Raw genomic sequence first — 15,198 nt, 5'->3', positions numbered from 1 at the left:
AATGCCATTTAATCTGTAACTTGTTAGCGTGCATTCAAAACAATACCAACCCGGTTGCATAATCAACCTAACACACTGAAAAAACGACGCAAGTTATGTAGTGAGTGACCGTTAACAAAAGCACAGTTAGTATCACGTTATGTTTAAGGAGCCGTATTAGATGATGAGGCCTAAACGCGGAGTCAGAACTCTACTTTCTAACTCTTAAAACGGGGATTTTTCTCGCAATCGATACTGCAAAGGAGAAATGGTGTAAAAGGATTTAAAGCTACGTACAAAAGCACTAGCCTCGCTGTAATTTAGAGTTTCTGCGATGGTGCCTATATCCAGCTCCGTACTTTTTAGCAGTTGTGATGCTACCGTCATCCGAGCGCGCAAGACAATTTCACGCAAGCTAAGCCCTGCGCGTTGTAAGTAAAAACGCAGCTGTCTTGGGGTAACGGAAAACTCATAAGCAACATCCGCCACCGTACTTTTAGTAAAGTGCGAGCTAATCACAACTTCAGACACCCTGCGTTCTATATCAGTCAGCTTGCTGCCATCAAGGCCATCATTCGATATCAATGGGTTAGACAGCAAAAGATCGATATTTGAATGTTCGAGTGAAATAGGATCATTAAGCCAACTAGTGGGGAGTTTGATGAGTGTATGCGGCTGATTGAAACGCAGTGTACAACCTGAGAAGAGAGCTCGATACCGCTCAACGTAACGCGGTGCAGGATAGCAAAAATCGAGCACCAGTTTGTCCATATCCGCACGCTGACCAAGAATGATTCGGATCAGCAGAGCCCAATATCCCGCGGCAAAGTCTTCACTGAGCAGCTGCACCGCATCATCGTTAACATCAATACCTGGCACTATCATTAAATAGTCAGACGCTTCCACCAGCGACTCTTCATAGTACGTCGTCGTCATCGCCAAAAACTGCTGAGAAAGTGTCAACCCCATACGCACACTTGAACTGGCAGCAACGACGTAACCATATAAACCAAAATCTTGCACAGTTACGCGCTCATAAAGTTTTAAATACAGGCCAGGTATGAATTTATTGTAATGGCGCGCCCAGTGCTCAGCTTGTGTCAAATCCAAATCCGCCTGCTTGGTGACACGCTCTGTCAGTTGGCGTTTGATTGACAGAGCCATTGACGGCCGCTCGCTTTCAATCACTTCTATTAAGTGCTGAACGATCACTTTAGCAAAATAGTGGTTTTGTTCGCGTAAGTTCATCCATGTCTCATAAATCAATCTCGACATGTCTAAAATGTCAATTTTCTCTAAAAGAGTCAATTATTGCACATCGGAAACTGCAACGATTAGGGCCTAAAAACGTAACAATAAGGTAGGCCATTCTATGGAGAAGATACCCAATTTCTATGCCTCTCCACGCACCTTTATGGGCGCGGAGCGCATTCACAACCTAGCTGAACACAAGCTCGACTATGCGATGCTTGGCGTTCCTTACGCTGAAGGTACATTCGCCCCTTATATTCAAGCGGGACAAGCAGAAATGCCTAATGCCCTTCGTGATAACCCTGTGACCATTTTCTTTGATATTGGCGATGTCGGGCTCTACGACGTCGATACCGATTTAACCCTACTTGAAGGCATTAAAATCGGCGATATCGGTGATGTCGTAATTAGCCCAGGAGAGGGAGAGTTAAACAGAAACCGCATCACAAATAGCGTCAAAGAGATCTTAAAGTCAGGTGCCGTACCTATCACTGTAGGAGGCGATCACTCCATCACTTACCCGCTGGTTCGTGGTTTTGAAGACTGCGGGCACCAAATCGATTTTGTCTACTTTGATGCTCACCTCGACTTTGCGGACATGCCGCTGCAGTCTGAGTTTAATCACGGTACTCAAACCACACATATCCGTAAGCTCCCTTTTGTGCGAAACATTACCGTTATCGGTGCACGCAACTCTACCGCCGCAGAATTTAGGCGAGCGAAGCAGGCGGGGATTCGAATCATACCCGTTAGCGAAGTCGACGCGCTCGGCGCAAAGACGATCATGCAAGAAGTGATTGATGCCAGTGTATCAACCTATGTCTCACTCGATATCGATGGTATGGACGCGGTTTACGTTCCGGGCACGACGCACCCAGAATCTGGCGGTATGACGTTCAAACAGCAAAAAGATCTCCTGTTCGAACTCAATAAGGCCGCAGAAGGCAATATTTGTGGTTTTGATATTGTCGAGCTTTGTCCTGCCAATGACGTCAATCACATTACCGCCCTCACCGCATCCAAACTCACCGCTCTGATGATGGGCTATCGCAGCCATTTTTTGAATAAGTAGGTCACCACTATGCCAATCATGAAACACAACCAATCCTATTTTCCTAAAACTGGATACGGCAAAGAGGACGTTCTCAATAAGCTTGATGAGCTGAAGCAAGAAATGGTACCCGTCGAAGGCGGCCGCTTTGGTATGTACTCACTAAAAGGCAGTGAAGATATCCAGGACATCGTAGAACAAGCGGCGCTCAAATTCTTCTCGTTCAACGCACTATTCACATTCATGAACAAGCCGGCAGGTCAAATTGAAGACGAGCTCATCGAGATGATCCGCGAAATCTTCCATGGTAGCGACGACATGCGCGCCAACTTCACCACCGGTGGTTCTGAGTCCATTTACTGCGCGATGAAAGCAATGCGAGATTGGGCACGCGAAACCATGCCGCACATCAAAGAGCCTGAGTTAGTCATGCCCTATTCGGCGCATTCGGCATTCTCGCGTGGTGGCAAGTACTTCGGTATCAAGATTGTTCGGACGCCAGTTGCCGCAGATAACCGCGTGGATATCGAAGCGACCAAAGCCGCCATCAACGAAAACACCATCGGTCTTATTGGCTCTGCGCCATGCTGGCCATTCGGTGTTTACGATCGTATTGAAGCGTTATCTGATCTGGCAACAGAAAAAGGTCTGTGGCTTCACGTCGATGCCTGTGTGGGTGGCTACCTCGCCCCCTTCGTTAAGAAAGCAGGCTACGAGCTTCCGAACTGGGACTTTACCGTACCGGGCGTGCGCTCTATTTCTGCTGATATGCACAAATATGGCTACGCTCCTAAGCCAATGTCGACAGTGATGTATCGCGGGGGAGATGAGCAGTTTCATCACTATACCGTCGTTGATGACTGGCCTTGTGGTGCGTACTTTACCCAGTCATTGGGGGGTAGCCGTACCTTCGCCTCAACCGCGGGTGCGTGGGCAGTGATGAACTACCTAGGTGAAGATGGCTATGTCGAAAATGCGAAACGCATTATGACCATTAAGCAAATGATGATTGATGGCTTAGCGCAGTCAAATGATCTTCGCACCGCCAACACGGATTTGTCACTGCTCATTATTGACTCTCCTACCTTGGACATCACTAAAGTCGTTGCTGGTATGTCTCAGCGAGGTTGGAGTTTGCTAGGCAACGCTCAGCCACCAGCGATTCATCTGGCTATTGATCCAATTTCGGATGAACAAGTCGAACGTATGCTTATCGACTTTTATGATGTGGTCGAAGAGGTGAGATCTGGGGAGGGGGAACAGCAAGGCTCCCTTTCGTATTCAGGAGGCCATGGGCAAAGCTACACACCTAAGTGGGTGAGACAAGTGCTGGAGATACTACCTAAAAAGCTCTCTAAGTAGCCCCTAAAGTTAAAGGTAGCTCAAGTGCAGTGAGCTGCCTTTGCCTCAAATGATTCCATAACGGTTTAAATTGACACAGGCCGTAGTGACACCTTACTAGCTATTAGTATGAGCTGAAAGCCCTTGCGAACACACTCACGAATGACTAGTGCACTTCTACCTGCATGCATATATACTCTGCATCAACTTTTTAAACCAAGAAGAAACCATGAAGAACTATCTGACTACATTCTTAAAAGGAATGGCGATGGGTGCAGCGGACGTTGTACCTGGGGTATCGGGAGGTACGATCGCCTTTATTACTGGTATTTACGATACGCTACTTGAGAGTATTCGCCGCGTAAACCCAAGTATACTGGGCATCTGGAAACGTGATGGCTTTAAAGCGGCATTTGACCATATCAATGGCTTTTTCCTTATCGCTCTATTTGGCGGCATCCTAACGTCAATCCTGTCATTGGCGAAGTTCATCTCTTGGGCTCTAGAAACCCACCCTGTTCCAGTATGGTCATTCTTCTTCGGCCTTATCTTGGTCTCGGTCTACCACATGATTAAACAGGTCGAGCAAAAGACGCTGTCTCGCTTCGTGTTCTTGCTACTCGGCGCGGTCTTTGCCTACAGCATCACGGTTCTTAAACCGCTGCAAATGGATCCAACCAGCCTAAACATCTTCTTCGCGGGCTGTATCGCGATTTGTGCGATGATTCTACCTGGTATCTCGGGCAGCTTTATTCTTCTATTGCTTGGCATGTACACACCTGTATTAGGTGCGGTTAAAGGTCTTCAACTAGACGTTATGGTGATCTTTGCGATGGGCTGTTTGATTGGTCTACTATCGTTCTCACACGTGCTGTCTTGGTTACTGAAGCGTTTCCGTGATTTCGCTCTAGTGTTCCTTACGGGTCTAATGCTTGGCACCTTACCTAAGCTTTGGCCTTGGAAAGAAACCATTTCATGGCGTACCAACTCAAAAGGTGAGCAAGTACCACTAATCCAAGAAAACCTATCACCATTCAACTTTGAATCTGTGACAGGTCAACCTTCGCAACTGGCAACTGCCGTTGTTCTAATGTTAGTGGGTATTGGCCTAGTACTAGCGCTTGAAAAGGTTGCGGAGAAAGGTGAGAAATAATCCCACCGGCTAGAAAGAAAAGGCTCACTTAGTGAGCCTTTTTTGATCGTATTGGAACGTAAGTTAGAACACAAAGTTAACCATGATGGTGTACATGTTCGCGTCGGTGTCCGAGCCTGGTGAGTCGATAAATGGTCCACTGATCGGTCGACCGTTATTATCCAACCCAAAACTCTCAAATCGCTGCCATTCTGCATTAATCGATACGTTGTATAAAACATCGTACCTCAGGCCGAGAGTCCAACTATCGCCTGTCTTTCCATCATAAGCGTTGTCATCAGAAGCCTCACGATAAGTCTGACCGTAAGCTATGTAAGGCGTAAATTTCTGCACTCGATAAGCAGCACTGCCATACCAAGACGAGCCTAAGTCATTTTTCTGCCCTTCAGCCGTTAACTTCAACTGACCAAAGTCATACTCACCACCGAGTGAATAGAGCTTTATATTTTGATCCGGCTGCCTTTGCTCATTCCATGGCGCTGGAACCTGGTGGAGCTTTATTATCTGGTCAAAATTGGAATCTAGATAAGCAAAGTTCACTCTAAAACTATCACCGATAAGCTGTAGATTTGCCCCCCACATATTTTTAGTTTCAAACTCCAACGTCACGGAAGGATTAAAATCAACTTCATTATTGTCTTTAAACCCAACAAACGGCGTGAGAGCCAGTTGCAACTCATCATTAATACCATAGTTCCAAGTCACACTAGCGCCATTAAACGCGGTGATACCGAGTATGCTGTTGTATACCTCTTCATTTGGTCTGGCCATTGTGTAAGCGTGACCGACATAGTAATACTCAGACGCCAAAAACAGAGGCAACCGAAGGCGTCCCCCTCTAAACTCAAAATCACCAATAGAGTAACCTAAATAGGCCCACTCCAACTGAGGTTCGCTCCAGTGATCTTGAGGGCGTTTAACAACCTGTACCGACGCTTTGAAAGCCTCGTAAAAATAATCTAACTGCACGCCAAACGTAGTATCACAATCAAAGCAGTTTTCATCACTGACATTACGATTGATCATCACTGGCATATCGTTGTCAGAGCGTGCCCAAGAAGTGGAACCAAACCCACTAATAGAAAAGTTTTCGGTAATATCCACCGCGGAGAATGCTGGTATTGATACCGCTGCTAAGCTCATTGTAAGAAGTTGTTTTTTCATTATTATTTATCCTCACTCACCACATAGAGTACTTTCGCTTCACTCGGTACCGCATCCAGCGGCGCATAACCAATTCGATTCGGCTTTTCAGTCAGCCATGCCACCAGCGTGATGACGTTAGCATTGCCGATTTCTTTTGGCGGTCTTGCTTTACCAGAGAAAGATAGGCTTGCCCAATAGGCATTCATTTGTGCCACATCTTTGCCAAGTAAGGATTGATAGAACTCAGAGCGTTCGCTAGAGGCCTCTGGCCAGTCAGAGAGTTCCACTCGTTTGCCTTGCAGTGATTTGGCCTTGCCTCGATACAGCATCCTTGCCTTACTGCGGCTAAGTTCATCAAAATCTTGATTGAAAGTAAAAACGGCGTAGTCAGTCGCAGCAAAAGCACGACTATCCGGTGGGACAAGTGCAAGACCAACAAAGAGCATGGTCATGGTGACCAGTATTCTAATTGGCCGAGCTTTTGGAGAAGAACTGACTAACCGCATCATCACCTCGTAAGTTGACTATTTCTCAAATAGGGCTGCGCTTTCTTACAACCTAAATGACGTTAGAACACAAAGTTAACCATTAACGTGTACACGCTGGCGCTGTTATCAGGTAATGGTGTAGACGGAATAGTAATCGTTCTTTCTGGAGCGAATGGACCTGTGCCATCGTTGAGTACTTGGACATACTGATATTCGGCGTTAATTGACACATTACTCAACAAATCGTATCTAACGCCCAGAGTCGACGTCATATTTGAGCGCTCTCCATCTTGATACAGCTGTCCGTATGCTATGTAAGGAGTAAATGGCGCCATTCGATAGCTAGCCAAGCCATACCAATCCATACGCCGCGATTCTGTCTTTTGGAACTCAAAGGTTGTTTTGAGAGCACCGAACTCATATTCAGTACCGATAGAATATATTTTAACGGTGTTCCGATCGGTACCCTCTATCGGAAATGTAGACTCGAAAGGAGGAAATGGTATGGATACAAACCCCGTACCCGAAGAGGTCACATCAAACTCGCCATCCATCACCGAAAAGTTCCAGCGATAAAAATCACCAATCAGCTTGGCGTTCAATCCGTAAAGACGATCGGTTTCAAAATCTAACGCAAAGGTTGGGCTAAACTCGACCTTGTTGTTGTCATTAAAACCCACATAAGGCGTTAAGGAGAGCTGGAGTTCATCCGTTAAGTAATGATTCCAAGTAACAGCGAAGCCGTTATAGCCGGTAATGCCGAGAAAGGCGCCATACACTTCAGTAGGCAGCCTCGCAAGAGTGTAGGCTTGCCCTACATAGAAGTATTCAGATGCTAAATACAGCGGAAGACGCTGGCGGCCAGCTCGGATATCAAAATCCCCCACTTCATAACCAACGAACGCCCACTCAAGGGAAGGGTTGCTCCAATTATCCTGTGGTCGTTTGACGCCTTGAACCGATGCTTTAAACCCGTTGTTGTAATAGTCCAGCTGCAAACCAAAGGTGGTGTCACAATCAAAGCAATTCTCATCTTTGATGAAGCGATTGATAAATAGTGGAGTATCGTTATCAGAGCGAGCCCATGACGTAGAGCCAAAGCCACTAAATGAAAGCGTATCGGTGAGTTCAATGACAGCGTGAGCCGGTGCGCAAAGTGAGGCTAGAATGAACGTGTGAGACAGTTTCTTCATCATTACTTGCCCCCCTCGACCACGTATAACACATTGACACCATCTGGCAGCGCGCCAAGAGGTGCATAGCCAATACGCTCAGGTTTCTGGCTTACCCATTCAACCATGGCATCAATATTAGCGGCATCGATTTCTTTCGGAGGGCGGGCTTTACCGGAGAATGAGAGGCTTGCCCAGTAAGCGTTCATCTGCGCCACATCTTTTCCTAGTAGCGATTGATAGAAATCTGCACGTTCAGATGAGCTTTCAGGCCAGTCCGATAACTCAACCCGTTTGCCTTGCAGTGACTTGGTTTTACCTCGGTAAAGCATGCGCGCTTTACTTCGGCTAAGCTCGCTGAAGCTTGAGTTCATTGAAAAGATGGCGTAAGAGTCTGACGCGCTCACTTTGGGCGTGTAAAAAGAGGCTGCGAATATCATTAAGGCTACCACTAGCAAGCCCATGATATTTCCAAGGTTTGTGCATTTTAGCGAATGACGTTTTTTAATCATTATTATTACACTCTAGCGAATTCCTTTCCTAGACTTAGGATAGATTAGTGTACGAACAGTTATGTTCAAGAATATTCGCTAGGAATCCGGGATATGAATGCGTTAAACAAGATGTCGATCAAAACTCGAATCCTTTTAATGGCTGTTTTGCCCTTAATTGTGATTTTGGTCTTTTCCGCTTGGGAAGCGTTCAGAACACAGAAAAACCTGCAACAAATGTCGGTACTTTCCCATCAATCACAGGCACTTAGCTATCTGGAAAAGTACAGTGCCATTTTGCACCAAGCTCGGTTAGAAAAACTTCAAAGAACATTTAACAGTAACAAAAATGTCATATTCCCTAAATTAAATGAGTGTCTCGACAAATTACAACTTGTTCTAGATAAAGCCTATTACCTAACCGATATAGATACCGTCCAAAATACACTTAATGAACTGCGAGAGGCACAAGCAGAAATAGAATTCGTAGGGGATATTGAAGAGCTCGAAGAGTGGAGCTCATGGGTCGAAGAACTGGTCTCTATTCTTATTGCCAAGCTTGAAAGCGTTAAAGTTGACACAGGCTCTCGCTCAATTGAGTCTCATTTAAGTGCATTATTTACCCTAGAGTGGATACGTTTTTGGGCAACCGAAGAAAACTGGCTAATTCATATAGATATCTATGAAGGACACGGAACGAATGACGAACATCATGAAGAAAGCCACGAAGCATTGGGTACGCTATTCGAAAGACAACAATATCTCATCGACCGATTCTTAAATATCAACGCTGATGCCTCACAAGTCAGTCTGCTGCTCAAAACCTTTTCTGATGAGTCGTTTATCGAAAGTATTCAATTTCGCGATCGCGTGTTAAGTGACGAAGGTGCAAAGCCAAAACTTGCGGAAATTGTTGCCGGTGTTCAAGCTCTAGACCGTCGCTTAGAATTAATCCAGCAAGCAACCGAGCAAATCAATAAGCAGCTTTCTAATGATATGAGCATGGGGATCAGTGCCCTTGAAACTCGGTTATGGCTCACCATTGGGATCACCGTGTCTGTGATGCTAGTGTTGCTCATTCTCAGCTTTAACATCGCTCGTCGTATCATCTTTTTCCTGAACAATACCCTAGAGACATTTGAGAAAATCGAGAAACATGAAGGTGATACTGTACTGGCTTCTACCGAAGGGCACGACGAGTTTAGCCATTTTGGCGGGCAAATGAATCGCTTGATAGAAGAGCGACGTGAGAATGAACGACGTATGGTAGCCGCAAAAGATGAAGCCGAGCGCGCCAATGTCGCAAAAAGCTCTTTCTTAGCCAACATGTCCCACGAAATACGCACCCCGCTAAATGGCATTATCGGCATGTCAGGGATCTTGTCAGATTCCCAACTCGATCCCGTGCAACGCGACTACCTCAACACCATAGAAACCTCATCACAGACGCTGCTGATCTTGATCAACGATATCTTAGACATTTCTAAGATCGAGTCTGGTAACCTGCTCATCTCGCTGCATAGCTCAAACTTACGTGAGATCGCCTATGACACGATCGCCATCGTGATGTCGAAAGCCAAAGAAAAAGATCTCGATCTTCAAGTTCGCTTCACGCGTGGCATGCCCCATATGCTCATTATCGATGATCACCGCCTGCGTCAGATCTTAATGAACCTCATGTCCAATGCCGTCAAATTTACTAGCGAGGGTCATGTGGGTATTAGTATCGATGTTGAGCATCTTGGTGGGGAACGATGTGCGCTAACGATGGCTATCGAAGACACAGGAATTGGTATCGATAAAGAAAAACAAGATTCAATCTTTAAGCCCTTTACTCAAGAAGACAGCTCAGTTACCCGTCAGTTCGGAGGAACCGGTCTAGGATTGGCGATTTCCTCCCAATTGGTTGAACTTATGGGGGGGCGAATAGAGATAGATTCAGAAAAGGGCAAAGGAAGTCGCTTCTACTTCACCATAGAGTCAGGTATTGCGCAAGAAAAAGCACAGGCCTCACCCTTGTTAAATCAAACACAGTTTATTGTCATCACCAACCAACAAGGGTTTGCTCAATCGGTAACCGATGAGTTAAGCCACTTTGGTTTACAGCACCAAGTAACACATGCCCATATCGCTGAAATCGCAGACACTACCAATAACAGCATTATCATCTACTGCATAAGTAACAACCAAAGTGCGCGTACTGAGTTGATGAAGCTCGGCGTCACTTGGCCTTCAACCCCTATTGTTCTTGTTCAACCACAAAATACGGCAGCAGGTGACTACCAAGGGCTTATTGCCGGACTTGTCACCTATCCGCTACTCGGCGCTCGATTAATTGATGCACTCTCTAACGCGCCAAAACAACACCAAGCACTGGGCAAAACGAGGGAGCCAAAACTCGAGGTAGTCGGAAACGGTAACCCAGCAGAACATATCAGGGTCAAGCCGACACAACCGACACTGCAAGAGATGGCAAAAAGTCCCGATAACCAATCCATCTTGCTGGTAGAAGATAATCTGGTAAACCAGAAGGTGGCCTCGTTACTACTCAAAAAGTCCGGCTATCACGTAGACATTGCCAACAACGGACAAGAAGCCTTGAACTTCCTGTGCGACGACAGCAATTACTATCACGTGGTGCTGATGGATTGCATGATGCCAGTGAAGGACGGTTTTACCGCGTCAGAAGAGTTTCGACTGTATGAAGAGCAGTATAATAAGGCACGAACACCAATTATCGCACTCACGGCTAGCGTGCTCGATGACGACATACAACGCTGTACCGATAGCGGGATGGACGATTACGTCTCTAAACCCTTCAACAAGTCTGTACTGCTGGAGAAAATAAAAACCATTCGAGAGCAGCCCGAGTAGCACCCGAGCCTTATCAACCACATCGATTCAAGAAGAGGCTTTTTATGCGCTGACTTTTTCTCTAAAATCAGCGCAACGTTTTCTATCAAGATCAAATCATGAACAAGAGCTTCATTACTAATGTCATCGCACTTGCGCTACTTGGCGCGGGTTATCAACTGGATAATAGCCTGCTGCTATACGCGGGTCTTTTCGCGTTCTCCGGTGCTGTTACCAACTGGCTTGCTATTCACATGCTGTTTGAGAAGGTACCAGGCCTCTATGGCTCTGGCGTCATTCCCGCTCGCTTTGAAGATTTCAAACTGGCCATCAAGAACCTAATGATGGAGCAGTTCTTCACTAGCGAAAATATTGACCGCTTTCTTAACAAAGAAATGGGTTCGGGCATCAACATCAACCTTGAACCAGTATTAGAAAAAGTCGACTTTAACCCAGCCTTTGATTCTCTAGTTGAAGTGATAGAAAACTCACAGTTTGGCGGCATGCTCGCCATGCTTGGCGGCTCAGAAGCGCTTCAGCCAATGAAAGAGCCCTTTGTCGAGAAAATGCAGCAAGCTGTCATCGATATTAGCCAAAGTGACTCGGTCAAACAGGCGCTGATTGAGCAACTTGAATCCCCAGCTATGCTTGATGAAGTAAAAGGCAATGTAGAAGCCATTATCGACCAACGCCTTAGCGAGCTAACACCAAAGCTAGTAAAAGAAATCGTTCAGAAGATGATTAAAGAGCATCTAGGCTGGCTTGTCGTCTGGGGCGGCGTATTTGGTGGTGTGATAGGGGTTATTTCTTCGTTGATGATGTAACGCAGCTTCAAATCAGTTATCGAAAATAAAAAAATTCGAGCTAGAAATGGCTCGAATTTTTTTATTTTCGATAACCTATCAACGACGACGTAATAGATTACCATTCACGTTGTTTGAATAAATACATAGCCATAGCATTCACATATCATGACTGCCATAATTGAGAAACTAGTGCACTTGGTCAATCAACATGAGCAATAAGATAAACGTCATCACCCTCCCTAAGGGAAACCCCTGTCAGATCATCGACAGTGCCTTCGATGACGAAGGCGGGATTATTGGTGCTCATCGACATGACTACTTTGAAATCATTTGGTGCTTAGATGATGTAGGCAAACAGGGCATCGATTTTGTCGAGTATCCGAGTAAAAAAGGGCGCTTTTTCACCATCGCACCGGGACAAGTTCACGAGACAGCCGAGCTCACTGACAATTATCGTATGATGATTTTCTCAACCGATTTTCTTGAGAACCGTCCGCGCCACCAGCGTATGTTCAATGCCGTCTTTCGCTCTCACGATGACCAACAGCCCTACTTTGATACCTCTGATGAAGGACTCGCCTATTTCGAGCCTCTCTTTAGCCTGCTACTGGATGAATTCCACCAACCACAAACCGATTGGGATCTGATTGAGTCACTGCTTACCAGTTTTTTGCGCTACTTGCTAAGATTTTCCATCGACACCGAAGACACACAGGTGGTAAAAGATGCTCGTATTACCAAGGTACTTGGGCTGATTGAAAGCCACTATCGCTCACAACGCCACGTTCAGTTTTATGCCGACGAACTATCCATTACCAGCAAACGCCTCAACGAGTTAACCAAGAAGCATGTCGGTAAGACCATTACCCGCCTTTTGCATGACCGAATCCTATTAGAAGCGAACCGAGACCTACTATTTTCCACTAAAACGGTAAAAACCATCGCTTTGGACTTAGGCTTTGATGATCCTTCTTATTTTGGACGCTTTTATCGAGGTCTAATGGGTGAGTCTCCGGCAGAATTTCGAAAACGGACGTCAAAATAGTACCAGATAAAGGTCAGTATATCCCTTTCTTAGCCCAGTTTTGGTAACGATAATACCAGTAATAGTGTTTGTATTACTTTCAACGTATTTTGGTTATCCATGAGCATAAATCTAAAGTCTGATCCGATTCAGAAATCGTTTATTCAGTATTTGTTGCCTGCATTATCGGGCATGGTCATCAAATCCATCTTCATCATGGGTGACGCTTGGTTTGTGGGCAAAGGCGTTGGTGCTGAAGGTCTGGGTGCCATCGCTCTCACAATTCCGGCGTACTCTCTTTTTTCTGCTATCGCCATGATGATTGGTATTGGTGGCGCAGCGCTGATGTCGATTGAATTTGGCAAGGGCAACCTCAAAATCGGTCAAACCTTGTTTAGCCAATCGATGCTAGCAACGGCAATTATTACCACGATTACTGTCGTGTCTGCGTTGATTTGGCTAGATGAGATCATTGCGCTCATGGGTGCCAGCGGCTACATGGCGCAGCTCGCGCACGATTATTTAGACGTTATGCTTAAGTTCTTCGTGCTCTACGCGTTGGCTTGGGTCATGTCTTGCTTTGTGCGCAACGATACCAACCCGAAACTGGCCATGTATGCCATGTCACTGGGCGCAGTAACAAACCTAGTTCTTGATTACTTCTTTGTACTTGAGTTTGGTTGGGGCATGAAAGGTGCCGCCTACGCGACGGCTATTTCACAAGGTGTCATTGCAATTGTTCTACTGACGCATTTTTGGCAGCAAAAAGGACAGCTACGCTTGAGCTTGGAAGGTTTAGGGCTAGATAAAGTCGGTCAAATCTTGAAAATCGGCGTTCCGACATTCTTTATCGAGATCACCTCTGCACTGACCATTTTGCTATTTAACTATGTGCTACTTAGCCAGTTTGGCGAGAGTCATATCATCGCTTACGGCTTAACAGCTAACGTCGGTGTGTTTGCGCTGTTTGTCATCGTTGGTATCAACCAAGCTTGTCAGCCAATCATCAGCTTTAACTACGGTGCCAGCAAAACCGAGCGCGTATACAGCACACTCAAGCTTGGACTGGTCACTTCCATTGGCAGTGGACTGTTATTCCTGTCGATTATCTGGTTCACAGCGCAAGACGTGGCACAGTTCTATTTGGGTGCAGAGAGTGAATTACTAGAGCTTTCCGCCACAGCTCTGCTGTTTTTCTTTTATGCCACGCCGCTTATGGGTCTTAACCTGGTCGTTGCCAATCTATTTCAAGCCATTGCCAAACCGAATCAAGCCACCATTATTTCGCTGGCACGCGGTTTTGTGTTTGTCGCGCTAGGGGTGGTTATTCTGCCAGGTCTGTTTCCTGCCAATGGTATTTGGGCAAGTATCCTGTTTGCCGAGGCCGCTACAGCACTAATCAGTTTAGTCTTACTGTTTGCCTTCCTTAAAAGGCAACAGATGAACCTGTCTGAAGCATAACGAGTGCAGCTCTCTTACTATCAACCTTGAACGTAAGAGAGCAATTTTTCACGTAGCCATAAATTGGCTTTGCTATTCTGCTCTCTCTTATGCCCCATCAGAACATAGCTTACCGGCAATGAGCTAAATGGAACCGGCAAGATCTGCAATCCAAACTGCTCGGAAAACTGCTTAGCCATATTAAAGCTTGTCATACCAATGCTTTCGCTGCTCCCGACTAACGCCATTAGAGCGAGAAGCGACTCACATTCTGCGGCGACTTTGCGCGGCTGAATATGTTCCTTGGTAAAATAGTCCACCAGAAAAATCTCTTCGCGGCGCAGTTTTAGTGTGATGTGTTTTTCTTGGTAATACTCCACAGCACTGATCGCCCCCTGAATTCGAGGATGCTGCTTGCTGGCTATCACACAAATCTGGTCTGAGAAGAACGGCTGAGTAAAATAGCTTGATGTCGAGGACTCAGAAAACTCAATCGCTAAATCGGCCTGCCTTAGATTGAGCTTTTCACGTAGTTGCGCTTCGGTAACGGTTGTCGGAGACAGCACAATTTCACAGTTCCCTAAACTTTTATCGGCTTCGATTTTCGGAACTAGATTAAGCATCACAGGTTCCGTGGTGTACACCACGAAACGACGCTTTCCTTCAACAGAAAACTCTTGGGCATCGTTCAACGTATTCTCGATCGCCTCCAATGCAGGCTCTATTTGACGAGCCATCTCATGCGCCAAATGCGTTGGGGCAATTCCTCTCCCATCTCGAACAAACAGTTGTTGGCCTAACTGGTTCTGCAGCCGCTTAAGAGCACCGCTAACACCAGGCTGGGTAAGGTCGAGTACTTCTGCCGCTACGGTAATGGATTGAAAGCGATACACAGTTAAAAACACGCGCATTAGATTGAGATCAAAATCAGACAGTTTCATATATATAGCCAATAGTTATGTTTTAACTAAATTTATATGCATGTTTGGTTATGAGTCAAGCC

The 15,198-nt window shown here is 45.9% G+C and carries 13 protein-coding genes; 7 read left to right on the top strand and 6 right to left on the bottom strand.

Translation table 11 applies throughout. The annotated features are described in order from the left end of the window. Nucleotides 1-204: 204 nt before the first annotated feature. The gene (locus tag ACVA6Q_RS00865; RefSeq protein ID WP_446646138.1) at nucleotides 205-1,227 is read right to left on the bottom strand and encodes an AraC family transcriptional regulator ligand-binding domain-containing protein; all 1,023 of its coding nucleotides are present in this window, start codon (nucleotides 1,225-1,227) and stop codon (nucleotides 205-207) included. Between the two features lie 124 nt (nucleotides 1,228-1,351). On the opposite strand from ACVA6Q_RS00865, the gene ACVA6Q_RS00860 reads away from it, so the two are divergent. The 3 genes from ACVA6Q_RS00860 (at nucleotide 1,352) to ACVA6Q_RS00850 (ending at nucleotide 4,775) form a co-directional block, all read left to right on the top strand. After that, complete coding sequence (locus tag ACVA6Q_RS00860) at nucleotides 1,352-2,302, top strand: arginase family protein (RefSeq protein ID WP_446646137.1); 951 nt, start codon at nucleotides 1,352-1,354, stop codon at nucleotides 2,300-2,302. A 9-nt stretch (nucleotides 2,303-2,311) separates the two neighbouring features. Next, a complete protein-coding gene (locus ACVA6Q_RS00855; protein ID WP_446646136.1) occupies nucleotides 2,312-3,643 on the top strand; it encodes a pyridoxal phosphate-dependent decarboxylase family protein in 1,332 nt (443 codons plus the stop codon). Nucleotides 3,644-3,851: 208 nt separating this feature from the next. Then, nucleotides 3,852-4,775: a DUF368 domain-containing protein gene (locus ACVA6Q_RS00850; RefSeq protein ID WP_353500014.1), complete on the top strand. Its 924-nt coding sequence runs from the start codon at nucleotides 3,852-3,854 to the stop codon at nucleotides 4,773-4,775. Between the two features lie 63 nt (nucleotides 4,776-4,838). Here ACVA6Q_RS00850 and ACVA6Q_RS00845 read toward each other — a convergent pair whose 3' ends face one another. From ACVA6Q_RS00845 to ACVA6Q_RS00830, 4 genes are all read right to left on the bottom strand, one after another. Beyond that, nucleotides 4,839-5,939: a porin gene (locus ACVA6Q_RS00845; protein WP_446646135.1), complete on the bottom strand. Its 1,101-nt coding sequence runs from the start codon at nucleotides 5,937-5,939 to the stop codon at nucleotides 4,839-4,841. Nucleotides 5,940-5,941: 2 nt separating this feature from the next. Further along, nucleotides 5,942-6,373 carry a hypothetical protein gene (locus tag ACVA6Q_RS00840; protein ID WP_418643022.1) on the bottom strand — a complete coding sequence of 144 codons (432 nt, stop codon included), beginning with the start codon at nucleotides 6,371-6,373 and terminating at the stop codon, nucleotides 5,942-5,944. Between the two features lie 116 nt (nucleotides 6,374-6,489). Beyond that, nucleotides 6,490-7,602 carry a porin gene (locus ACVA6Q_RS00835; protein WP_446647150.1) on the bottom strand — a complete coding sequence of 371 codons (1,113 nt, stop codon included), beginning with the start codon at nucleotides 7,600-7,602 and terminating at the stop codon, nucleotides 6,490-6,492. A 2-nt stretch (nucleotides 7,603-7,604) separates the two neighbouring features. Further along, nucleotides 7,605-8,093 (bottom strand): hypothetical protein, encoded by a 489-nt coding sequence (locus ACVA6Q_RS00830; protein WP_446646134.1) that lies wholly within the window; start codon nucleotides 8,091-8,093, stop codon nucleotides 7,605-7,607. Between the two features lie 93 nt (nucleotides 8,094-8,186). On the opposite strand from ACVA6Q_RS00830, the gene ACVA6Q_RS00825 reads away from it, so the two are divergent. From ACVA6Q_RS00825 to ACVA6Q_RS00810, 4 genes are all read left to right on the top strand, one after another. Then, nucleotides 8,187-10,946, top strand: coding sequence for an ATP-binding protein (locus ACVA6Q_RS00825; protein WP_446646133.1), 2,760 nt, complete (start codon nucleotides 8,187-8,189; stop codon nucleotides 10,944-10,946). A gap of 98 nt (nucleotides 10,947-11,044) precedes the next feature. Next, a complete protein-coding gene (locus ACVA6Q_RS00820; protein ID WP_418642692.1) occupies nucleotides 11,045-11,749 on the top strand; it encodes a DUF445 domain-containing protein in 705 nt (234 codons plus the stop codon). A gap of 190 nt (nucleotides 11,750-11,939) precedes the next feature. Beyond that, nucleotides 11,940-12,776, top strand: a complete 837-nt coding sequence (locus ACVA6Q_RS00815; protein ID WP_418642691.1) for a helix-turn-helix domain-containing protein — start codon at nucleotides 11,940-11,942, stop codon at nucleotides 12,774-12,776. Between the two features lie 99 nt (nucleotides 12,777-12,875). Continuing rightward, the gene (locus ACVA6Q_RS00810; protein ID WP_429760399.1) at nucleotides 12,876-14,216 is read left to right on the top strand and encodes an MATE family efflux transporter; all 1,341 of its coding nucleotides are present in this window, start codon (nucleotides 12,876-12,878) and stop codon (nucleotides 14,214-14,216) included. A gap of 20 nt (nucleotides 14,217-14,236) precedes the next feature. On the opposite strand, the gene ACVA6Q_RS00805 is transcribed toward ACVA6Q_RS00810, so the two are convergent. Then, the gene (locus tag ACVA6Q_RS00805) at nucleotides 14,237-15,136 is read right to left on the bottom strand and encodes a LysR family transcriptional regulator (RefSeq protein ID WP_446646132.1); all 900 of its coding nucleotides are present in this window, start codon (nucleotides 15,134-15,136) and stop codon (nucleotides 14,237-14,239) included. Nucleotides 15,137-15,198 lie beyond the last annotated feature (62 nt).

The organism is Vibrio sp. DNB22_10_4, from assembly GCF_052879755.1.
This window is presented reverse-complemented; position numbering and strand designations above follow the sequence as displayed.